Genomic DNA, 20,801 nt, shown 5'->3' on the forward strand with positions numbered 1-20,801 from the left:
TATTGGGGTGTGACGGATGGTGGAGAGCGCAGGCGGGGGGCCGGGCGACGGCGCCGCCGAGATGCTCGACCGTCCGCTGCCGGACGGTGTGCGGCGCAGGGTCGTCACGATCGTCTCCGACGGCTTCGGCGGGCTGACCGTCGGCGAACTGCCCGTCCAGTTGCGCCAGTACGCCCGGTTCGCCCCCAATCGGCGGGCCAAGTTCGCGGGGAACGCGATGGCGGCCGCGCTGGAGACCGATCCGCTCTTCAGGCAACGCATCGCCGAGAAGTTCAGAGAGGTCCAGCCGGAACTGTCCGGCGCCCTCGACTCCGGCTCGCCGACCCCGGCCGCGGACCCGCTCGACGTGGCGGCCGCGGCCTACGTGCTGCGGCCCGCCGGCTGGGTGAAGCTGGTCACCGCGGCCGGCGAGGAGGCCCAGCGGGCGGACGCGGAGCGGGCCGGCGAGGAGAGCCGGGCCGAACTGGAGCGACTGCGCGAGGAGCTCGACCGGGCCCGGGAGCAGACCCGGACGGACACCGAGCGGCTGCGCGCCGAGCTGGACGCGGCGAAGAAGGAGACCGAGTCGCTGCACCGCAAGCTGCGTTCGGCCCTCAGCGACGTCAAGCGGGGCGAGGCCGCGCTGCGCAAGGTGCAGGCCGAGCTCGAGACCGTGCGCGCCGAGGGGCACGCCCAGGTGTCCGCCGCGGAGAGCGAGGCCCGGCGGCTGAAGGCGCGGCTGGGCGAGGCCGAGGCCACGCTGGAGGCCACCCGGCGGGCCGCGCGCGAGGGCCGCAGCGTGGAGGACATGCGGGTGCGGCTGCTGCTGGACACCGTCCTCGACGCGGCCCAGGGGCTGCGTCGGGAACTGGCGCTGCCGCCGGTGTCGGTGCGTCCTGCGGAGACCGTCGACGCGGTCGAGCCGGGCCGGATGACGCCGAAGGACATCGCCGCCAGGGCCCTGTCGGAGCACGATCCGGCCATTCTCGACCAGTTGCTCGCGCTGCCGCAGGCGCATCTCGTCGTCGACGGCTACAACGTCACCAAGACCGGCTATCCGCAGATGCCGTTGGAGAAGCAACGGCTGCGGCTGCTGGGGCAGCTCTCGCAGCTCGCGGCGCAGACCGGCGCCGAGGTCACCTGTGTGTTCGACGGGGCCGAACTGGCCGCTCCGGTGCTGCTCGCTCCGCCGCGCGGGGTGCGGGTACTGTTCTCCAAGCCGGGCATCACGGCCGACGAGCTGATCCGTCAACTCGTGCGGGCCGAGCCGTCCGGCCGTCCGGTCATCGTCGCTTCGACCGACCGCGAGGTGGCCGACGGGGTCGCCAAGGTGGGTGCCCGACCGGTGGCTTCCGCGGTACTTCTGAAGCGCCTGTCCTGAAGGTCGAAGTTCGCAGGTTTAATGACCGAATTGACGCAATCGTCACGCAACGTAGTGTCAATCGCGCATCACTGCTCGTGAGTTGAGTGAAAAAACTGCGTTGCGTGATGGGTTTTTTTCTTCTGAGGATTTGAACTGATCACGGCGAGGTCACTAAGGTCAGGCCTCGAACCTCCACACGGGTGATCACTCAAAAGAAGGAGCCCGTCTCCGTGGCGTCCCACCGTCGACCGAAGCAGCCCAGTCGCGCACGCGTGACCGTGCTGACCACCGCAGCCGCCGCTGCCGTCGTGCTGAGCTCGCAGGCCGCCAACGCGGCCCCCAGCCAGAAGCTCACCAAGGACGAGGTCAAGAGCAAGGTCGACAAGCTCTACGAAGAGGCGGAGCAGGCCACCGAGACGTTCAACGGGGCCCAGGAGAAGCAGGAGAAGCTCCAGAAGGAGATCTCCACCATCCAGGACAACGTGGCCCGGGGGCAGGCGGATCTCAACGAGCTGCGCGACTCCATGGGTCTGGCGGCCGCCGCCCAGTACCGCACCGGGTCCATAGACTCGTCCCTGCAGCTTCTTCTGTCCTCGAACCCGGACGACTTCCTGGACAAGGCCTCGGCCGCCGACCAGTTGAGCGCCCAGCAGGTCGAGGCGCTCAAGAAGATCCAGGAGAAACAGCGCGAGCTCGCGCAGCAGCGCACCGAGGCCTCCGGCAAGCTCAAGGACCTCGCCACGACGCGCACGGAACTGGGCAAGAAGAAGCAGGAAGTCCAGGCCAAGCTCGCCGAGGCGCGCAAGCTCCTCAACACGCTGACGGCCAAGGAGAAGGCCGCCCTCGCCGCCGCCGACACCCGCGCCAGCCGGGACGCCGGTCAGCGGGTCGACCTCGGCGACGCCCCCACCGGCTCCGGCCGGGCCATGGCCGCCTTCCAGGCCGCGCAGAGCCAGCTCGGCAAGCCCTACCACTACGGCTCCACCGGCACCGCCATGTACGACTGCTCGGGCCTCACCTCCTGGGCCTACGGACAGGCCGGCGTCGGCATCCCGCGGACCTCGGAGCAGCAGGCCAACATCGGGACGCGCATCTACTCGCAGAGCGACCTCAAGGTCGGCGACCTGGTGTTCTTCTTCAACGACCTGCACCACGTGGGCCTGTACGCGGGCAACGGCCAGATCATCCACGCGCCGCGCACCGGCACCGTCGTGCGCTACGAGTCGATGGGCACGATCGGCGGCCCGTTCATGTTCGGCGTCCGCGTCTGATCCACGCCGGGCCGGTGTCCGATCAACCTCAAGATCAGGACACCACGCCGCCCGAACGGGCGAATCATGACGACGAGGAGTGACCCCACGCCCCGCCGGTGACCTGCGTCAGCGGCGGGGCGTCACTGTGCGTGCCCGCCGAGGTCTTTGGCCGACCCCCCGTCGCGGGGCTACTGTCTGCCGCGTTTCCCTGTCCACCGGTGGAAGGAGCGCGGCTTTCCGTGGGGTCCCATCGCCGCCTTGCACAGTCCGGGTTCGACCGGGGCGCCTGCAGCGCCCTGAGCGTGCTGTCCGTCGCGGCCGCCGCCCTCGGCGCCGTGTCCGCCGTACCGGCCACGGCCGCACCGCACGACGGCACCCGTGCCGAGGTGGACCGTCTCTACGAGGAGGCCGAGAAGGCCACCGAGGCCTACGACAAGGCCGACGAAAGCGCCGGCGTCCTGCGCCGACAGGTCGGCGACGCCCAGGACCACATCGCCCGCCAGCAGGAGCGCGTCAACGGCCTGCGCGAGCAGCTCGGTTCGCTGGCCGGCGCCCAGTACCGCTCCGGCGGTCTCGACCCCTCCCTGGCGCTGCTGTTCTCCGACGACCCGGAGGAGTACCTCGCCAAGGCGTCCGTCCTGGACCGGATCACCGCCCACCAGGCCGGTGAACTGAGGGAGCTGCAGGGCGCCCTGCGCGAGCTCGCCCAGGAGCGCACCGAGGCCGCCCGCAAGCTCGCCGAGCTGGACAAGAGCCGCAGGGCCGTGGTCGGCCACAAGCGGACCGTGGAGCAGAAGCTCGCCAAGGCGAGGGCGTTGCTCAACTCCCTGCCGTCCGGGGAACGCGCCGCCTACGACCGGGCCTCCCGCTCCGACCGCGAGGACCTGCCCGGCCTCTCGGGGTCGGTCCCGGCGTCCGGCCGGGCTGCCGCCGCGCTGGCCGCCGTCCGTTCCGCGCTCGGCAAGCCGTACGTATGGGGCGCCAACGGGCCCTCGGGCTTCGACTGTTCGGGCCTCATGCAGTGGTCGTACGCGCAGGCCGGCGTCTCGCTGCCGCGCACCTCGCAGGCCCAGGCGCACGCCGGGCGGCGGGTCCCGCTCTCCCAGGCCCGGCCCGGCGACATCGTCACGTACCGCTCCGACGCCAGCCATGTCGGCATGTACGTCGGCAACGGCCAGGTCATCCACGCCCCCTATCCGGGGGCGCCGGTGCGCTACGACCCGGTCGGGATGATGCCGGTCTCGTCCGTCACCAGGCCCTGACCCTCGGCCCGTCGGGCACGGCCGCCGTACGATCGGGTGGATGACTGGTCGAAGGCGGATGTGCGGATTCCGGGGCGTGGGGCCCTGGCCGGTGGTCGGCACGCTCCTCGCCTCCCTGGTCGCCTGCGGCGGCCGCCCCGGCACGGACGGCACGCGGGCCGACGTGCAAAGGCTCCTCGACCGGCGGGCCGCCGCGGTCCTCGACCGGGACGTGCGCGCCTACGCGGACACCGGCAGCGCCGCCGGGTTCGCCGCGGTGCGGGCCGTTCCGCTGGCGGCCTGGTCCTACCGCGTGACGGCGCTGCGGCGCGGCGGGGACACCGCCACCGCGGACGCCGAGCTGAGCTACCGGGTCGAGGGCTACGACCGGGCCCCGGTGGTCGTCAAGCGCACCGTGCGCCTGGCCCGGGACACGGGCGGGCGGTGGTCGGTGACGTCGGAGAAGCCCGCGAAGGAGACCGGCCAGCAGTTGTGGGACCAGGGAACGGTGAACGTCGTGCGCGGGACGCACAGTCTGGTGCTGGGGGTCGGGCAGTCCGCTGACCGGCTGCGGTCCTTCGCGGAGCTGGCCGACGACGCCGTCCCCGAGGTGTCGGCGGCCTGGGGCACCGCCTGGGCGGGCCACGTCGTCGTCCTGGTGCCGAAGTCGCTGACGGGCATGGCGGGGCTGCTGGGCTCGCCCGTCGCCGCCTACCGGGGGATCGCCGCGGTGACGACGGGGGAGACGGGCGGCCGGACGAAGACTCCCGCGGACCGGGTCATCGTCAACCCCGACGCGTACGGCATGCTCGGCCGGGTCGGCCGGCAGGTGGTCCTCACCCACGAGACCACGCATGTCGCCACCCGCGCCCACACCGACGCCGCCACCCCGCTGTGGCTGTCCGAGGGGTACGCCGACTGGGTCGGCTACCGCGGCACCGGACGCACTCCGCCCGAGGTCGCGCCGGAACTGCAGCACTCCGTCATGACCGGGAGCGTCCCGGCGGCGCTGCCCGCGGACGGCGACTTCGCGTTCTCCGGCGACGCCGGCCGGCTGGCCGAGGCGTACGAGGGCGGCTGGCTGGCCTGCCGGATGATCGCCGAGCGGTGGGGCGAGGTGGAACTCGACGCGTTCTACCGGGCCGTCGGGGAGCACCAGGAGCGGCCGGGGGCGGTGGAGGGCGCGCTGAAGGACGTCCTGGGCACCTCTCTCCCGGAGTTCACCAGGAACTGGCAGGAGTACCTGAGGGCGCAGCTCGGCTGAGCGGCCGGGGCGACGTGGTGGGCCGCCCGGGTCACCCGGTCCGGTCGGGCGCGGTCAGCTCCGCGATCGCCTCGCGCAGCCACGCCCGCTCCGCCTGCCCGGTCGCCCGTGCGACCCGCAGAATGCCCCGCCGGAACAGGTCGTCCTCCCGCTCCGCCCGCACGGGCTCGCCGTCGACGTAGAAGAAGCTCGCCGGCGTCTCCAGGAAGTCCAGGCGCCGCCGCAGAACGGCCGACTGCTCCGCGGGGTCGGGAAGGTGACGCAGGAACGCCAGGACGGTGTTGAAGCGGACGTGGTCCGTGATCTCGGCCTGCTTGGGGCGGCGCAGGCGTTCCAGCAGGTCCGCCCGCCCCCGGTCGGTGAGGGTCAGCACTCGGCGCGGAGCCGCGCCCGCACCGTCCTCGGTGTGCTGATCGAGCCTGCCCGCGGCGACCAGGCGGGTGATCGCCGGGTAGAGCGCGCCGTCGCTGACCGGGCGGACATGACCGGTCAGGGCGGTGATGCGCTCCTTCAACTCGTAACCGTGCAGCGGCTCCTCGGCGAGGAAGCCGAGGATCGACAGCTCAAGCATGGTCCTCCCTTGCGGACGCGCTGACGGCATGTTACCTCTTATCGAGTTACCTCGTTTAGAGGTAACTCGATAAGAGGTATACCGGTCGGCCGTGTGCCGCACTTCCGAGGGGGACCCCGTCGTGGACAGTCATCGCGGACAGCTGGTGGCGCTCGCCCGTCCGGTCTACTTCTCGCTCCTGGCCTCGGTGGCCGCCGGCATCATCAACACCGTCTGGGTGTCCCGGCTGGGCGGACCGGCGGTGGCCGCCGTGGCGGTGGCCACCAACGCCGAGAACGTGCTGCTGGGCGTGGCGCTGGTGTTCGCCTCGGGGACGACCGTGCTGGTCGCCCATGCGAGGGGCGCGCGGGACCCCGGCACGGTGCGCGCGGCGGTACGAGGCGGCTGGGCGCTGTGTGCGCTGGTCACGCCGGTGATCGCGGTCGGAGGCTGCCTGCTGCGCGAGCCGCTGGCCCGTCTCGTGCTCGGCGGGCACGGCGGCCCCGCCCTGCCCCTGGCCGTCTCGTACTTCGCTGTCTCGATGCCGGGCGTCGCCGTCTTCTTCGCCCAGCAGCTCGTCGACGGCATCCTCAAGGGCACGGGCGACACGAGGACGCCGATGCGTCTGGCCCTGCTCGCCAACGGCCTGATCCTCATCGGCGACCCGCTGTTCATCCACCTCTACGGCGTGCGCGGCGCCGCTGTCTCCACGGTGCTGTGCCGGGCCGCGGCCCTCGGCGCAGGGCTGTCGGCCCTGCGCCGCAACGCCGTGCTGCGGACGGCCGTCCGGGCGGCGCCCACGCTCTCCACGGCCGCCTCCCTGCGGCGCACGCTGCTGACCGGCCTGCCGATGGCGGCCGACTTCACCCTGCGCCAGGGCGGGGCGCTCGCCCTGGTCGCCGTGGTGGCGCGGCTCGGGGTGACGGCGGTCGCCGCGTACGCGACCGCCTACAAGGTCATGTACGTGGCGACGATGGCCTTCTACGCCGTCCGTCAGGCCGCCTCCATCCACACCGCGCACACCCGGGGCGAGGGCCGGGAGGAGCGCCGGGCGATCGGGCGGCAGGCCGTGCTCGTCTCCGGGGCCGTCGCCCTGGTGGCCGCCCTCCTGCTGTACGCCGCCGCGCCCTGGATCATGACCGCCTTCGGCGCCGGGCCCGGCGTGGTCCGCGACGGGGTGCTGTTCCTGCGCTGTGTCGGGCCGTATCTGCTGCTCATGGCCGGGTTCATCGCCGTGGGCGGCGTCTTCGAGGGCAGCGGGGGAGCGCCGGTGCTGCTGCGGGTGACCCTGCTGGGCACGGCCGTGCAGCTGCCGCTGGCGTACGCGCTGTCGGGGCTGGGGCTGCCGGGGATCTGTCTGGCCCTGGCCCTCTCGATGGGCGTGCAGAGCCTGGTGGTGGGGGCGGTGCTGCGGCGGGCGTGGCCCCGGCGTCAGGAGGAGGCCGCCGGCGTGCCGGCGGGGGCGGTCTGAGCGAGCGGGGCGGCGTCCGAGGCGGCGCCCGGCGCCGTCGAGCGCCACAGCCTCACGGCCGCGGTGAGCGCGGCGGCCACCAGCAGGCCGTTGCGCCAGAACATCAGGGCGACCCCGAGGGGGGTGCTCGCGACGACGTCCGCGAAGCAGAGCGGGAACTCCAGGCCCGTCACGGCCGCCGCGGCCAGGACCAGTGCTGCGGGCGCGGTCATGCGGCCGGCCTCGAAGCACAGGCAGACCGCCGCGAGCCCGATGAGCCACACGAGGTACTGGGGGCTGATCACCCTGCTGGTGACGGTGAACAGCAGGACCGCCGTGAAGGCCGCCTCCGCGAGCGTGTGCGCCGTGAGGCGTCTCGCGGTCAGCCGCCACAGCAGCAGCCAGCCGCATGCGAGCGCCGTCAGCCCCAGCGCCACGTCGCTCACGAGGCCCGTGTACGGGCCGGCGAACTCCAGCGAGCCGTAGCGGAACAGCACCTCGCCCGGCCAGCCGAGGTGCCGGGCCGCATGCAGGGCGAGGCCGGCCACCGACTCCACCTCGACGCCCCGGTCCCGCTGGGAGGCCAGAAAGGCGAAGGCGCCGGGCAGGGCGAGGGCGGACACGGCGCACAGGGCGAGGGCCGTCACCGCCGCCGCACCCCACGCCCGACGGCGTACCGCGCCCGCGAGCAGCAGCACCGGCCATCCCTTCAGCAGTGCCGCGAAGCCGGTCAGCGCCCCCATCGTCCGAGGCCGGCGCACGCCGGCGACCAGGGCGGCGACCGCTACGGCCGTCACCATCACGTCGTAGCGGGCGTAGACGGTGGGGCCCAGCAACGGGACGCCCGTCACCCATGTCCACGCGCCGCGCAGCGACCGGCCGGAGTGCAGGCCCGTGTGCAGCAGCGGCACGAGCACGGCCAGGTCGGCGAGGAAGGCCAGGACGAAGAAGGCCGACGCGTACCCGAGGAAGGGCAGCGCAGCGGGGGAGAGGATCGCGAGGGCGGCGGCGGGCGGGTACTGCCAGGTGACGTCGCTCGCCGGGAAGGCCCCGGCGCGCAGCACCTCGTACCAGCCGCGGTAGATGACGGACACGTCGTCGGTGACGTCCGGGCCGGGGAAGCGGAGCACCCCGAAGACGAGGAGCAGCAGCGTCAGACGGGTCGCGCCCCAGGTCGTCAGCAGACAGGTCAGGGGCCGCCGCACGGCCGTCGTCTCCATGCCGCTCATGATCTCCCCCCGGGCTGTGGAGCGCCGCCGGGCGCGGCCGTGCGGAGCGTTTGGATAGGGTCGGTCGCGATGCACAAGACCCTGATCGTGACGAACGACTTCCCGCCCCGTCCGGGCGGGATCCAGGCGTTCCTGCACAACATGGCGCTCCGGCTCGACCCCGACCGGCTCGTCGTCTACGCGTCCACCTGGAAGCGCTCCCGTGAGGGCGTCGAGGCGAGCGCCGCCTTCGACGCGGAGCAGCCCTTCACCGTCGTCCGGGACTCCACGACGATGCTGCTGCCGACGCCCGCGGCGACCCGCCGGGCGACCGGGCTGCTGCGCGAGCACGGATGCGCGTCGGTGTGGTTCGGGGCGGCGGCTCCGCTCGGGCTCATGGCGCCGGCGCTGCGCAGGGCGGGCGCCGAGCGGCTGGTGGCCACCACCCACGGGCACGAGGCCGGGTGGGCGCAGCTGCCCGCCGCCCGGCAGCTGCTCGGCCGGATCGGCGAGAGCACGGACACGATCACCTACCTCGGCGAGTACACCCGCTCGCGGATCGCGACCGCCCTGAGCGCCGAGGCCGCGGGCCGGATGGTGCAGTTGCCGCCGGGCGTCGACGAGAAGACCTTCCATCCGGGCTCGGGCGGAGACGAGGTGCGGGCGCGGCTCGGGCTGACCGACCGGCCGGTGGTCGTGTGCGTCTCGCGGCTGGTCCCGCGCAAGGGGCAGGACACCCTGATCCTGGCCATGCCCCGGATCCTGGCGGCCGAGCCGGACGCCGTGCTGCTGATCGTCGGGGGCGGGCCCTACGAGAAGGACCTGCGCAGACTCGCGCGCGAGAGCGGGGTGGCCGCCTCCGTGCGCTTCACGGGGTCGGTGCCCTGGTCGGAGCTGCCCGCCCACTACGGCGCCGGCGACGTCTTCGCGATGCCCTGCCGGACCCGGCGCGGCGGACTCGACGTCGAGGGGCTCGGGATCGTCTATCTGGAGGCTTCGGCGACCGGACTGCCCGTGGTCGCGGGGGACTCCGGCGGCGCGCCCGACGCCGTGCTGGACGGCGAGACGGGGTGGGTCGTGCGGGGCGGTTCGCCGACGGCCGCCGCCGAGCGGATCGTCGCCCTCCTCGGGGACGCCGAGCTGCGCCGCCGGATGGGGGAGCGGGGCCGGCGGTGGGTCGAGGAGAAGTGGCGCTGGGACCTGCTCGCGGAGCAGCTGAAAACCTTGCTCTAGACTTTTCCCCTTTTGCTCTAGGCGGAGGGCGAAAATCCGCTGATGCTGCGCACATGACAGCCAAACTGATGCAGCGTCAGCTGACGAGACGTCACATTCTTGGTATGGCCGCCCTCCAGACGGCGGCCGCCCTCGGCTTCACCCGCGTGGGCCTGCAGTCGGCCCGGGCGGACGAGCCCGCCGCGGTCGAATCCGCCCCCGCGATCGTGGTCGGCTCCGGCTACGGCGCCGCCGTCGCCGCCCTGCGCCTCGGCCAGGCCGGCATCCGCACCCTCGTCCTGGAGATGGGCCGGCTGTGGAACACGGCCGGCGCCGACGGCAAGGTCTTCTGCAACACCGCCAACCCCGACCAGCGGTCCATGTGGTTCCGCACCCGCACCGAGGCGCCGCTGGCCACCTTCCTGTGGCTGGACCTCGTCAACAGGGACATCAGCCGCTACCCCGGCGTCCTGGACCGCGTGCACTTCGACGCCATGTCCGTCTTCGTGGGCCGGGGGGTCGGCGGCGGCTCCCTGGTCAACGGCTCCATGGCGGTCACCCCGCTCCCGTCGTACTTCGCCGAGCAGTTCCCCACCGTCGACGCGGCCGAGATGTACGCGACGTACTACCCGCGCGCCCGCGCCATGCTCGGCGTCAACACCGTCGACCCCGCCTGGTTCGAGTCGACCGAGTGGTACCGGTTCACCCGCGTCTCCCGCAAGCACGCGCAGAACACCGGCCTGAAGACCACCTTCGTGCCGAGCGTCTACGACTTCGGCTACATGCAGCGCGAGGCGGCCGGCACCGCCGTCAAGTCGGCTCTGGGACAGGAGGTCATCTACGGCAACAACAACGGCAAGAAGAGCCTCGACAAGACGTATCTGGCGGCGGCGCTCGGCACCGGCAACGTCACGATCCACACCATGGAGAAGGTGCGCGGCATCAGCCGGGCCGCCGACGGCACGTACGTCCTGACCGCCGACCGCATCGACGACACCGGCAAGGTCGTCGAGACCAAGCAGTACGGCTGCACCTACCTGTTCCTCGGCGGCGGCAGCCTCGGGACCAGCGAACTCCTCGTCCGCGCCCGGGAGACCGGTACGCTGCCCGCGCTGAACGCCGACGTCGGGGCGGGCTGGGGGACCAACGGCAACGTGATGCTGGGGCGGGCCAACCACCTGTGGGACACGGTCGGCGCCAACCAGTCGACCATGCCGGTCATGGGCATCGACGACTGGGCCAACACGGCCAACCCCGTCTTCGCGGAGATCGCCCCGCTGCCCACCGGCCTGGAGCACTGGGTCAGCCTCTATCTGGCGATCACCAAGAACCCGCAGCGCGCCGCGTTCACCTACGACGCGGCCTCGGGCGGGGTGAAGCTCGGCTGGAGCGCCGCGCAGAGCGCCGTCTCGGTGAGCATGGCGAAGAAACTGTTCGACCGCATCAACGCGGCGAACGCGACCATCTACCGCTACGACCTGTTCGGCTCCGGCAACAAGGTGTTCGCCGACGACTTCACCTACCACCCGCTGGGCGGCTGCGTGCTGGGGAAGGCCACCGACGACTACGGCCGGGTGAAGGGCTATTCGAAGCTGTACGTCACCGACGGCTCGCTGGTGCCCGGCAACATCGGGGTGAACCCCTTCGTCACCATCACCGCGCTCGCCGAACGCACGATGGCGCGGGTCCTCGCGGAGGACCTCGCGCCATGACGTGCCGTCAGCAGGCCTTCAGGGGCCGCTACTTGGCGTAGATCGCCTCGATCTCGCCCGCATAGTCCTTCGCCACCACGTTGCGCTTGAGCTTCAGTGACGGCGTGAGGTGGCCCGAGTCCTCCGTGAACTGGGAGGAGAGAATGCGGAACTTCCGCACCGATTCCGCCTTCGAGACCGCGGCGTTGCCGTCGTCGATCGCCGACTGGATGGCAGCCTGCAGGTCGGCGTCCTCACGCAGCGACGCCGCGGTCGAACCCGCCGGCTTGCCGTGGTCGGAAGCCCACCGGCCCAGGAACTCCTCGTCGATGGTGACCAGCGCGCCCACGAACGGCCGTCCGTCGCCCACCACCATGCACTCCGCGACCAGCGCGTGCGCGCGGATGCGGTCCTCGATCACGGCCGGGGCGACGTTCTTGCCGCCGGCGGTGACGATGATCTCCTTCTTGCGGCCGGTGATCCTGAGGTAGCCGTCCTCGTCGAGGGTGCCGATGTCGCCGGTGTGGAACCAGCCGTCGGCCAGCGCCTCGGCGGTCGCGCCCGGGTTGTTCCAGTACTCCTTGAACAGGTGCTCGCCGTGCAGCAGCACCTCGCCGTCGTCCGCGATCCGCACCACGGAGCCGGGCAGCGGCTGACCGACCGTGCCGATCTTCTGCCGGTCCCACGGGTTGAAGGCGGTCGCGGCGCAGGACTCGGTCAGGCCGTAGCCCTCCAGAACCGTGAAGCCGATGCCGCGGAAGAAGTGACCGAGGCGCTCGCCCAACGGGGCGCCGCCGGAGATCGCGTACTCGCCCCTGCCGCCGAGCACCGCGCGCAGCTTGCTGTAGACGAGCCGGTCGAAGACCTTGTGCTTGATCTTCAGCTTCAGCGGCGGGCCCGCCGGGAGCTCCAGCGCCTTGCTGTAGGCGATCGCGGTGTCCGCCGCCTTGTCGAAGATCGCGCCCTTGCCGTCCGCCTGCGCCTTGGCGCGCGCGGAGTTGTAGACCTTCTCGAAGACCCGCGGCACGCCCAGGATCAGCGTCGGGCGGAAGGACGCCAGCTCGTCGGTGAGGTTCTTGATGTCCGGGACCGTGCCGAGCTTGATCGGCGCCATCATCGGGGCGATCTGCACCAGCCGGCCGAAGACGTGCGCGAGGGGCAGGAACAGCAGGACGCTGCACTCGCCCGTGCGGAACAGCGGCCGCAGCCGCTCCACGACGTTCCCGCACTCGGCGAAGAAGCTGCGGTGGGTCAGCACACAGCCCTTGGGACGGCCGGTCGTGCCGGACGTGTAGACGATGGTCGCCGGGTCGTCGGCCCTGGCCTGCGAGCTGCGTTCCTCGACGACCTGCTCGGAGACGTCCCTGCCGAGCCGCCCGAGCTCCTCGACGCCCCCCGCCTCGATCTGCCAGACGTGCTTGAGCGCGGGCAGCGCCTCGCGCACCGACTCCACGGCCGCCGCGTGGGCGTCCAGCTCGACGACGACGGCCGTCGCCCCGGAGTCCGAGAGGATCCACTGCACCTGCTCCGGGGAGCTGGTCTCGTACACCGGCACGGTGACCGCGCCCGCGCACCAGATCGCGAAGTCGAGCAGCGTCCACTCGTAGCGGGTGCGCGACATCAGGGCCACCCGGTCGCCGGGCTGGACGCCGGAGGCGATGAGGCCCTTGGCGGCCGCGTGCACCTCGGCGAGGAACGCCGTGGCCGTCACGTCCTGCCAGACGCCGTCCACCTTGCGGGCGATGACGGCGACGTCGGGATGCTGCGCGGCGTTTCTGCGGACGATGTCGGTCAGATTGCCGTCCGCAGGGACCTCGTACAAAGCCGGAAGGCTGAACTCGCGCAAGACTGCTGCTCCTCATAGGGCGCCGGCGCCACGACGTTGTGCGATGCGACGGTGCGGTCCAAGGCTCGGGCTGCGCTCAGGATCTCGGCGAACCCCGTGGATCCGGTGAATCTCGGTGGTTGAAATCCTGAGCACGACTGGACTGCCCGGACGTTACCCGCCGGTATGGCCTCTTCGACAGGGGGGTCCGACGAGATGTTCGCTGCGTCACACAGATTGGTGTCTCCCGGCCGACACTAGTCCACCACTTTACTGACTGGCCAGTAACCGGTATCCGGGCCGCCACTGTTCACGTTTGCCGCACACGCCTACGCTTGATCGACATGGCATCCACACCGTCCGGAAGTCCCAGGACACGCATCCACGTGGTCAGCGACGTGCACGGCAACGCGCGCGACCTGGCCCGGGCCGGAGACGGCGCCGACGCGCTGATCTGCCTGGGCGACCTCGTCCTGTTCCTGGACTACGCCGATCACTCCCGCGGCATCTTCCCCGACCTCTTCGGCGTGGAGAACGCCGACCGCATCGTCGAGCTGCGCACCGCCCGCCGCTTCGAGGAGGCCCGTGAGTTCGGCGCCCGGCTGTGGAGCGGAGTCGGCGGCGACCGGGCGGCGCTGATCGAGCAGGCGGTCCGCAAGCAGTACGGCGAGATGTTCCCGGCCTTCCCGACGCCGACCTACGCCACCTACGGCAACGTGGACATGCCCCGGCTATGGCCCGAGTTCGCCGGACCCGGCACGACCGTCCTCGACGGGGAGCGCGCGGAGATCGGCGGCCGCGTCTTCGGTTTCGTGGGCGGCGGTCTGCGCACCCCGATGCGCACCCCGTACGAGATCAGCGACGAGGAGTACGCGGCCAAGATCGAGGCCGTCGGAGAGGTGGACGTGCTGTGCACCCACATCCCGCCGGAGGTGCCGGAACTCGTCTACGACACCGTGGCCCGCCGCTTCGAACGCGGCAGCCGCGCCCTGCTGGACGCCATCCGCCGCACCAGACCCCGCTACTCCCTGTTCGGCCACGTCCACCAGCCGCTCGCCCGCCGGATGCGGATCGGGGCCACCGAGTGCGTCAACGTGGGGCACTTCGCGGGCAGCGGCAGGCCTTATGCCCTGGAGTGGTGAAATCGCCCGACCGACCGCGCGGTAGCCTTCACGCTGCATACACGTACCCTTACGGGCCCGCATCCGGAGGAGCCACGGCGATGGCGGAACACACCAGCTCGAGCATCACGATCGAGGCGGCACCGGCCGACGTCATGGCGGTGATCGCCGACTTCGCCCGCTACCCGGACTGGACCGGAGAGGTGAAGCAGGCAGAGGTCCTCAAGCAGGACGCGCAGGGCCGCGCCGAACAGGTACGCCTGGTCATGGACGCCGGCGCGATCAAGGACGACCAGGTCCTCGGCTACACCTGGACCGGAGAGCACGAGGTGTCCTGGACGCTGGTGAAGTCCCAGATGCTGCGCCAGCTCGACGGCTCCTACCTCCTCAAGCCGGCCGGCGCGGGCGGCACCGAGGTCACCTACCGGCTGACCGTGGACGTCAAGATCCCCATGCTGGGCATGATCAAGCGCAAGGCCGAGAAGGTCATCATCGACCGGGCGCTGGCGGGCCTGAAGAAGCGGGTGGAGTCGGGGGAGAAGTAGGACGGGCCCCGGGGGCGCGGGCTCCGGGGCGGCCCGACCGGTAGCGTTCCCCCTTATGCGCACCCTCCTGATCACCGGCCCCGGCGGCAGCGGCCGTACGACAGTCGCGGCCGCCACGGCTCAGCGCGCGGCAGCGGAGGGCGCCCGCACCCTCGTCCTCAGCGCCGACCGCACCGACACCCTCGGCGCGGCGCTCGGGGTGCGCACCGGACCGGCCCCCGTGAACGTCGCCGCACGCCTCACCGCCTGGCGTCCCGACGCCGCCGCCGGCTTCCGCGACGACCTCACCGGCTTCCAGGACCGGGCCGCCACCGTCCTCGACCTGCTCGGCGCCTCCCGGCTGGACCCGGAGGAGGTCACCCCTCTCCCCGGCGCCGAGGAGCTGACCCTGCTGCGCGCCCTGCGCGACGCCGCGCTCGCCGAGGCGCACGACCTTCTCGTCGTCGACCTCCCGCCCGCCCCGCAGGCGCTCGCCCTGCTGGCCCTCCCGGAGGAACTGCGCCGCTATCTGCGTCGTCTGCTCCCGCCGGAACGCCAGGCGGCCCGCGCCCTGCGGCCCATGCTCGGCCGGCTCGCCGGCGTGCCGATGCCCGCCGAGTGGCTGTACGAGACGACGGCCCGCTGGGACACCGAGCTGGCCGCCGTCGAGGCCGTCCTCGCCGACCGGGGGACCGCGGTACGGCTCGTCGCCGAGCCCGGACCGGCCGGCGCCGACGCGATCCGCGACGCCCGCCTGGGCCTGGCCCTGCGTGCCCTGCCCGTCGAGTCGCTGATCGCCAACCGGGTCCTGCCGGAGGACGCCGCCGACGACGGCCGGCTCGGCCGGCTCGTCACCCAGCAGCGCAAGACCCTTCAGGAGTGGGACGGGGCGTCCCGTCCCGTCGCCCACCTCGGCCACGACCCCCGCGGCGCCGACGACCTCACCGCGCTCGCGGCCCCCGCCGTCAACCCGGCCGTCTCCCCGGTCGAGTGGCCCGTCGCCGACCGGCTCGCGCAGGACGGGGTGCTCGTCTGGCGCCTCCCGCTGCCCGGCGCCGTGCGCGACGAACTCGACCTGGTCCGGCGCGGCGACGAACTCGTCGTCACCGCCGGGCCGTTCCGCCGCATCGTCGCGCTGCCCTCCGTGCTGCGCCGCTGCACCGTCGAGGGCGCCGCCCTGCGCGACGGCGAGCTGTGCGTGCGCTTCGCGCCGGATCCCGGTCTGTGGCCGCGGACCCGGTGAACGACATACCGCCGTTCGGGTAACGTCGTAAGGACGAGCCGCGGCCAGGCCTCGTCAACCCGCAGTCGTCAGGAGTCCGCCATGAGCGAAGAGCGCCCCACGCCCGACGCCGCCGGGGAGCCCGCCGGCGCAGAGGCCGCCGCCGAGGAAGCGCGCGTGAGCGACGCCGACGCCTGGGCCACCGCCGCCGCCGAGGACCTGGCGGCGGAGAAGACCCGCCGCCGCGCCGAGCACGGCCCGCAGCAGGGCTCGGCCGCCGACGAACTGCGCAAGCTCGTCGACGCCGTCAGCGACAAGCTGTCGCAGATCCAGTCCCCGCTGCTCGGGGCCGTCGCCGGGCCCGCCGCCCAGCAGGCCGTCCGCCAGGTCGTCCAGCAGGCCAAGGCCGCCGTGGAGCCCGTCATCGAGCGCAACCCGGACGTCTTCGACCACCTCGCGGCGGCCGGCAACGAGCTCCTCGCCGCCTACCGCTCGGCCGTCCAGACCCAGGAGCGCCGCTGGACCGCCGGAGCCGGCGACCCGCGCGACACGGACCGCGACGGCGGCGAGGACACCGGTCCCGGCCAGCGCATCGACTTGGACTGAAGCCCTCCCGGGGCAGGGCCTCGGGTACGGTTGGCCGTAGCGGGGCTCGACCGAAACTGAGGGATTCATGGGACTCACCATCGGCGTCGACATCGGCGGCACGAAGATCGCGGCCGGCGTGGTCGATGAGGAAGGCAGCATCCTGTCGACCCACCAGGTGCCGACCCCGGGGACGCCCGAAGGCATCGTGGACGCCATCGCCGCCGCCGTCGACGGCGCGCGCGTGGGGCACGACATCGTCGGTGTGGGCATCGGCGCCGCCGGTTACGTCAACCGGCAGCGCTCGACGGTCTACTTCGCGCCCAACATCGACTGGCGCCAGGAGCCGTTGAAGGACGAGGTCGAGGCCCGCGTCGGGCTGCCCGTCGTCGTGGAGAACGACGCCAACGCCGCAGCCTGGGGCGAGTACAAGTTCGGTGCGGGCAAGGGCCACCGCAACGTCATCTGCATCACCCTCGGCACCGGCCTCGGCGGCGGCATCATCATCGGCAACAAGCTGCGCCGCGGCCACTTCGGCGTCGCCGCCGAGTTCGGCCACATCCGCATGGTGCCGGACGGCCTGCTGTGCGGCTGCGGCTCGCAGGGCTGCTGGGAGCAGTACGCCTCCGGCCGCGCCCTGGTGCGCTACGCCAAGCAGCGCGCCAACGCCACCCCGGAGAACGCCGAGATCCTGCTCGGCCTCGGCGACGGCAGCCCGGACGGCATCGAGGGCAAGCACATCTCCATGGCCGCCCGCCAGGGCGACCCGGTCGCGGTCGACTCCTACCGTGAGCTCGCCCGTTGGGCCGGCGCCGGTCTCGCCGACCTCGCGTCCCTCTTCGACCCGTCCGCCTTCATCGTCGGCGGCGGCCTCTCCGACGAGGGCGAGCTGGTCCTCGACCCGATCCGCAAGTCCTACAAGCGGTGGCTGGTCGGCGGCAACTGGCGCCCGGTGGCCGACGTCATCGCGGCCCAGCTGGGCAACAAGGCGGGCCTGGTCGGCGCGGCGGACCTGGCGAGAGAGCCCGACCCGATCATGTAGTCGAAACCGCCGTCGCACCGGTCGTCGTACCGCGCGTCCTGAACGCCGAACGCGCGCCCCGGTCGTCCGCACGGCGTGACAGCGGTAACACGGGGGCTGCTCGCAGCCCCCGTTCGCTTTTCCGGACGTAGGGGACGGGGCGGCGTATCTTGATCGCTATGCCGACGACCTCGCCGCTTCCGAACTCCCTCACCGAGCCCGACGGTTCGGCCGTCATCCGGGTCCTCAGCTACAACGTCCGCTCCCTGCGGGACGACACCGGCGCCCTCGCCCGTGTCATCACCGCCTGCGCCCCCGACCTGGTCCTCCTCCAGGAGTCGCCGATCTTCTTCCGGTGGCGCAAGAAGCTGGCCCGGCTCGCCGCCGCCACCGGTCAGGTGATGCTCACCGGCGGCGGCACGGCCGCCGGGCCGGCGATCCTGTGCTCGCTGCGAGCCACCGTCGAACGCACCGAGGACGTGCTGCTGCCGCTCACCCCGGGGGAGTTCCGGCGCGGCCTCGCCACCGCGGTGGTCCGCTTCGGGGGCGCGCGCGTGGGCGTCGTCAGCTGTCATCTCGGGCTGACGGCGGCCGAGCGTCACGAGCAGGGCGGCATGCTCCTCGACCGGCTGGCCGGCATGGGCGTGGAACACGCGATCGCGGGCGGCGACATCAACGAACGGCCCGACGGACGCACCTTCGGCCGGCTGGCCGCGGCCCTCCAGGACTGCCGCACCGCGGCCCCCTGGGGGAGCGAGCACACGTTCCCCGCCTCGGCGCCGGATCGCCGCATCGACGGGATCTTCGTCACGAAGGGTGTGCAGGCACTGGGCTGCGGGGTGCCCCACGGGCTGCCCGGAGTCACCGAGGCCGACCTGCGCAGGGCCACGGACCACCTCCCGGTCCTCGCCGCCCTCAGAGTTCCCGCCCCCCTCGACGTCCCGCTGCCGGCCGGCGGCTAGACGACCGCTCCCCGTCCCGGATCGCCCTCGTCCTCGTCGTCCGTCCGCATCCGCATCACCAGCGTCGCGAAGCCGCCGAGGAAGCCGCCGACGCAGACGGTCGTCAGCCACCACGTCATCTCCCAGCCCAGCAGCACCGCGAGCAGGAGCAGCACCGGTCCGCCGATCACCCCGAGCCAGGCGAACTTGGCCGTGGTGTCGGCGACGGGCAGCGGCGGCGGATCCGGCGGGACGAAGTGGCCCTCGTCGTCCTCGTCGAAGGCGCCCTCGGCCGGCTCGGGCGCCACGTGGTCACGCGGGCCGACGCCGGGCGCGAAGGCGATCGAGCTGCCCAGCGGCTTGGCCGGTTTCTTCTCCTCGCCGGGGTCCTTGACGGGCTCTTCGCCCGCTTTCGTCCCCGGCTCCTCGTCGTTCGCCTCGACCTCGAGGAGCGCCAGGTCCTCGACCGACTTGAACGGCTTGGCGCCCGGCGGGTCCGGCGGCTCCTCGCCGTACCCGGCGACGATCGCCGCCCACGCGGCGGCCTCGTCGAAGGGGACGCTCTGCTCCTCCGGCTCATGGCCCCGGCGGGCGTCCAGGCCGTCCCGCTCGTCCCGGTTCTCCCGGTCCTCGCGGTCGGAGTCGTGCTCAGCCACCTACGGCCGTCCCTTCCTTGCCGACACTGGGCGCGATCCGGGCGATGAACGCGTAGCTCTCCTCGAAGATCCGGTCCGCATCGTGGTCCAACGTTGCCACGTGGTAACTCTGTTCCAGCAGGATCTCGGTCACGTCCGTCGACGACACCCGGCTGAGCACCCGGGCCGAGTCGGCGGGCGGCACCACGTGGTCGTGGACGCTGTGCAGAAGCAGCAGCGGCTGGGTGACCTGCGGCAGTTCGCCGTCGACCAGCCGCAGGAAGGTCCGCAGGGAGTGCGCCGAGTGCAGCGGCACCCGGTCGTAGCCGCTCTCCAGGACGCCCTTCCTGGCGATGTCGCTGGTGATCCCCTTCGTCGTGCGGACGACGTGGCGGGCCACCGGAAGGGCGTACGCGGACAGGCCGTGGACCTTGTTCGCGGGGTTGACGACGACGACGCCGTCCACCCCGTCCCCGTGCCGGGCGGCCAGCCGCAGGGCCAGGGCGCCGCCCATGGACAGACCGGCCACGAACACCCGCGCGCAACGGCGGCGCAGCGCGCGCAGCTCGCGGTCCACCTCCGCGTACCAGTCCTGCCAGCCGGTGAGCGCCATGTCCTCCCAGCGCGTGCCGTGACCCGGCAGCAGCGGCAGCGAGACGGTCAGGCCCTGCCCGGCCAGATGCCGTGCCCAGGGGCGCAGCGACTGCGGGGATCCGGTGAAGCCGTGACAGAGGAGCACTGCGACCTCCCCGCCCTCATGGCGGTACGGCTCGGCTCCAGGAAGGACCGGCACCATCGGTCTCCTGTCTTCGTCTGTTCTGCATGGGAGGGATGTGTGCTTTACCGTACGCGACCCCACTGACACCGACCAGGGCCGCCGGAGCCTTTGCCGCCACTGGCGGGTTAAGGTCTGTGCGACACAAACAGGAGGCACTCGCTTGTTGTACGGCGCGATGAAGGTCGCTATCGGGGGACCGTTGAAGGTCACCTTCCGGCCCTGGGTGGAAGGCCTCGAGAACATCCCCGACGAAGGCCCCGCGATCCTGGCGAGCAACCACCTGTCCTTCTCGGACTCGTTCTTCCTGCCCGCGGTCCTCGACCGCAAGGTCACCTTCATCGCGAAGGCCGAGTACTTCACCACGCCCGGTGTGAAGGGGCGGCTGACGGCGGCCTTCTTCAAGGGCGTCGGACAGCTCCCCGTGGACCGCTCCGGCGGGCGCGGCGCCGGCGAGGCCGCGATCAGGAGCGGCATGGACGTGCTGGAGCGCGGTGAACTGTTCGGCATCTACCCGGAGGGCACCCGCTCGCCCGACGGCCGGCTCTACCGCGGCAAGCCGGGCGGCCTCGCGCGTGTGGCGCTCGCCTCGGGCGCGCCGGTGATCCCGGTCGCCATGATCGACACGGAGAAGATCCAGCCGCCCGGGAAGGTCCTCCCGAAGATCATGCGGCCCGGCATCCGCATCGGCCGGCCGCTGGACTTCAGCCGCTACCAGGGCATGGACCACGACCGCTTCGTGCTGCGCGCCGTGACCGACGAGGTCATGTACGAGATCATGAAGCTCTCCGGCCAGGAGTACGTCGACATGTACGCGACCGCGGCCAAGCGGCAGATCGCGGAGGCGGCGAAGGCCGAGAAGGAAGCGGAGAAGGCCGCGAAGGCGGCTCTCGCGCAGGCCGAGAAGGAACAGGCGAAGAAGGACGAAGAGCAGTAGTCAG

19 protein-coding genes are annotated in these 20,801 nt (G+C 72.3%); 14 read left to right on the forward strand and 5 right to left on the reverse strand.

Annotation, left to right across the window (positions count from 1 at the left end; all coding sequences use genetic code 11):
- The first annotated feature begins 16 nt into the window (after nucleotides 1-16).
- The 4 genes from BG482_RS24225 (at nucleotide 17) to BG482_RS24240 (ending at nucleotide 5,100) form a co-directional block, all read left to right on the forward strand.
- Entirely contained in the window at nucleotides 17-1,360 is a 1,344-nt protein-coding gene (locus BG482_RS24225; protein WP_069771228.1) for an NYN domain-containing protein, read from the forward strand.
- Nucleotides 1,361-1,572: 212 nt separating this feature from the next.
- Complete coding sequence (locus BG482_RS24230) at nucleotides 1,573-2,613, forward strand: C40 family peptidase (protein ID WP_069771229.1); 1,041 nt, start codon at nucleotides 1,573-1,575, stop codon at nucleotides 2,611-2,613.
- 221 nt (nucleotides 2,614-2,834) lie between these two features.
- The gene (locus tag BG482_RS24235) at nucleotides 2,835-3,857 is read left to right on the forward strand and encodes an NlpC/P60 family protein (RefSeq protein ID WP_069771230.1); all 1,023 of its coding nucleotides are present in this window, start codon (nucleotides 2,835-2,837) and stop codon (nucleotides 3,855-3,857) included.
- 40 nt (nucleotides 3,858-3,897) lie between these two features.
- The gene (locus BG482_RS24240; protein ID WP_079142077.1) at nucleotides 3,898-5,100 is read left to right on the forward strand and encodes a hypothetical protein; all 1,203 of its coding nucleotides are present in this window, start codon (nucleotides 3,898-3,900) and stop codon (nucleotides 5,098-5,100) included.
- A 31-nt stretch (nucleotides 5,101-5,131) separates the two neighbouring features.
- Here the strand turns inward: BG482_RS24240 and BG482_RS24245 are convergent, their stop codons facing one another.
- Nucleotides 5,132-5,671, reverse strand: coding sequence for a PadR family transcriptional regulator (locus BG482_RS24245; protein WP_069771232.1), 540 nt, complete (start codon nucleotides 5,669-5,671; stop codon nucleotides 5,132-5,134).
- Between the two features lie 121 nt (nucleotides 5,672-5,792).
- Here BG482_RS24245 and BG482_RS24250 point away from each other — a divergent pair, with 121 nt between their 5' ends.
- Nucleotides 5,793-7,121: an MATE family efflux transporter gene (locus tag BG482_RS24250; protein ID WP_069771233.1), complete on the forward strand. Its 1,329-nt coding sequence runs from the start codon at nucleotides 5,793-5,795 to the stop codon at nucleotides 7,119-7,121.
- On the opposite strand, the gene BG482_RS24255 is transcribed toward BG482_RS24250, so the two are convergent.
- The gene (locus tag BG482_RS24255) at nucleotides 7,082-8,320 is read right to left on the reverse strand and encodes a glycosyltransferase family 87 protein (protein ID WP_069771234.1); all 1,239 of its coding nucleotides are present in this window, start codon (nucleotides 8,318-8,320) and stop codon (nucleotides 7,082-7,084) included. The genes BG482_RS24250 and BG482_RS24255 overlap by 40 nt on opposite strands.
- 78 nt (nucleotides 8,321-8,398) lie before the next feature.
- Here BG482_RS24255 and BG482_RS24260 point away from each other — a divergent pair, with 78 nt between their 5' ends.
- Nucleotides 8,399-9,541 carry a glycosyltransferase family 4 protein gene (locus BG482_RS24260; protein ID WP_069771235.1) on the forward strand — a complete coding sequence of 381 codons (1,143 nt, stop codon included), beginning with the start codon at nucleotides 8,399-8,401 and terminating at the stop codon, nucleotides 9,539-9,541.
- 104 nt (nucleotides 9,542-9,645) lie between these two features.
- A complete protein-coding gene (locus tag BG482_RS24265; RefSeq protein WP_069771236.1) occupies nucleotides 9,646-11,232 on the forward strand; it encodes a GMC oxidoreductase in 1,587 nt (528 codons plus the stop codon).
- Between the two features lie 28 nt (nucleotides 11,233-11,260).
- Here the strand turns inward: BG482_RS24265 and BG482_RS24270 are convergent, their stop codons facing one another.
- A complete protein-coding gene (locus BG482_RS24270; protein WP_069771237.1) occupies nucleotides 11,261-13,057 on the reverse strand; it encodes a long-chain fatty acid--CoA ligase in 1,797 nt (598 codons plus the stop codon).
- 365 nt (nucleotides 13,058-13,422) lie between these two features.
- Between BG482_RS24270 and BG482_RS24275 the strand changes: the two genes are divergently transcribed.
- From BG482_RS24275 to BG482_RS24300, 6 genes are all read left to right on the forward strand, one after another.
- On the forward strand, nucleotides 13,423-14,178 hold the full coding sequence (locus BG482_RS24275; protein WP_069771238.1) for a metallophosphoesterase: 756 nt from the start codon (nucleotides 13,423-13,425) through the stop codon (nucleotides 14,176-14,178).
- 80 nt (nucleotides 14,179-14,258) lie between these two features.
- Nucleotides 14,259-14,702, forward strand: a complete 444-nt coding sequence (locus tag BG482_RS24280; protein WP_069771239.1) for an SRPBCC family protein — start codon at nucleotides 14,259-14,261, stop codon at nucleotides 14,700-14,702.
- Nucleotides 14,703-14,757: 55 nt separating this feature from the next.
- Nucleotides 14,758-15,924, forward strand: a complete 1,167-nt coding sequence (locus BG482_RS24285; RefSeq protein WP_069771240.1) for an ArsA family ATPase — start codon at nucleotides 14,758-14,760, stop codon at nucleotides 15,922-15,924.
- 81 nt (nucleotides 15,925-16,005) lie between these two features.
- Nucleotides 16,006-16,509, forward strand: coding sequence for a DUF5304 domain-containing protein (locus BG482_RS24290; protein ID WP_069771241.1), 504 nt, complete (start codon nucleotides 16,006-16,008; stop codon nucleotides 16,507-16,509).
- A 67-nt stretch (nucleotides 16,510-16,576) separates the two neighbouring features.
- The gene (locus BG482_RS24295; RefSeq protein WP_069771242.1) at nucleotides 16,577-17,530 is read left to right on the forward strand and encodes an ROK family glucokinase; all 954 of its coding nucleotides are present in this window, start codon (nucleotides 16,577-16,579) and stop codon (nucleotides 17,528-17,530) included.
- A 158-nt stretch (nucleotides 17,531-17,688) separates the two neighbouring features.
- Nucleotides 17,689-18,471: an endonuclease/exonuclease/phosphatase family protein gene (locus tag BG482_RS24300; protein ID WP_069771243.1), complete on the forward strand. Its 783-nt coding sequence runs from the start codon at nucleotides 17,689-17,691 to the stop codon at nucleotides 18,469-18,471.
- Here BG482_RS24300 and BG482_RS24305 read toward each other — a convergent pair.
- Both BG482_RS24305 and BG482_RS24310 read right to left on the reverse strand, forming a co-directional pair.
- Entirely contained in the window at nucleotides 18,468-19,106 is a 639-nt protein-coding gene (locus BG482_RS24305; RefSeq protein WP_069771244.1) for a hypothetical protein, read from the reverse strand. The genes BG482_RS24300 and BG482_RS24305 overlap by 4 nt on opposite strands.
- A complete protein-coding gene (locus BG482_RS24310; protein WP_069771275.1) occupies nucleotides 19,099-19,878 on the reverse strand; it encodes a carboxylesterase in 780 nt (259 codons plus the stop codon). The genes BG482_RS24305 and BG482_RS24310 overlap by 8 nt, the downstream gene beginning before the upstream one ends.
- A gap of 160 nt (nucleotides 19,879-20,038) precedes the next feature.
- Here BG482_RS24310 and BG482_RS24315 point away from each other — a divergent pair, with 160 nt between their 5' ends.
- Nucleotides 20,039-20,797 carry a 1-acyl-sn-glycerol-3-phosphate acyltransferase gene (locus BG482_RS24315; protein ID WP_069771245.1) on the forward strand — a complete coding sequence of 253 codons (759 nt, stop codon included), beginning with the start codon at nucleotides 20,039-20,041 and terminating at the stop codon, nucleotides 20,795-20,797.
- The last annotated feature ends 4 nt before the right edge of the window (nucleotides 20,798-20,801 follow it).

Origin of the sequence: Streptomyces sp. LUP30 (assembly GCF_001746365.1) — a bacterium.
In the GTDB taxonomy this organism is placed as follows: domain Bacteria; phylum Actinomycetota; class Actinomycetes; order Streptomycetales; family Streptomycetaceae; genus Streptomyces.

Bases quoted from the DNA above. Each gene is read 5' to 3' on its own strand.
- BG482_RS24245 (WP_069771232.1), bottom strand. From the start codon at position 5,671: ATGCTTGAGCTGTCGATCCTCGGCTTCCTCGCCGAGGAGCCGCTGCAC.
- BG482_RS24285 (WP_069771240.1), top strand. From the start codon at position 14,758: ATGCGCACCCTCCTGATCACCGGCCCCGGCGGCAGCGGCCGTACGACA.
- BG482_RS24265 (WP_069771236.1), top strand. From the start codon at position 9,646: ATGGCCGCCCTCCAGACGGCGGCCGCCCTCGGCTTCACCCGCGTGGGC.
- BG482_RS24295 (WP_069771242.1), top strand. From the start codon at position 16,577: ATGGGACTCACCATCGGCGTCGACATCGGCGGCACGAAGATCGCGGCC.
- BG482_RS24260 (WP_069771235.1), top strand. From the start codon at position 8,399: ATGCACAAGACCCTGATCGTGACGAACGACTTCCCGCCCCGTCCGGGC.
- BG482_RS24280 (WP_069771239.1), top strand. From the start codon at position 14,259: ATGGCGGAACACACCAGCTCGAGCATCACGATCGAGGCGGCACCGGCC.
- BG482_RS24290 (WP_069771241.1), top strand. From the start codon at position 16,006: ATGAGCGAAGAGCGCCCCACGCCCGACGCCGCCGGGGAGCCCGCCGGC.
- BG482_RS24300 (WP_069771243.1), top strand. From the start codon at position 17,689: ATGCCGACGACCTCGCCGCTTCCGAACTCCCTCACCGAGCCCGACGGT.
- BG482_RS24255 (WP_069771234.1), bottom strand. From the start codon at position 8,320: ATGGAGACGACGGCCGTGCGGCGGCCCCTGACCTGTCTGCTGACGACC.
- BG482_RS24315 (WP_069771245.1), top strand. From the start codon at position 20,039: ATGAAGGTCGCTATCGGGGGACCGTTGAAGGTCACCTTCCGGCCCTGG.
- BG482_RS24225 (WP_069771228.1), top strand. From the start codon at position 17: ATGGTGGAGAGCGCAGGCGGGGGGCCGGGCGACGGCGCCGCCGAGATG.
- BG482_RS24240 (WP_079142077.1), top strand. From the start codon at position 3,898: ATGACTGGTCGAAGGCGGATGTGCGGATTCCGGGGCGTGGGGCCCTGG.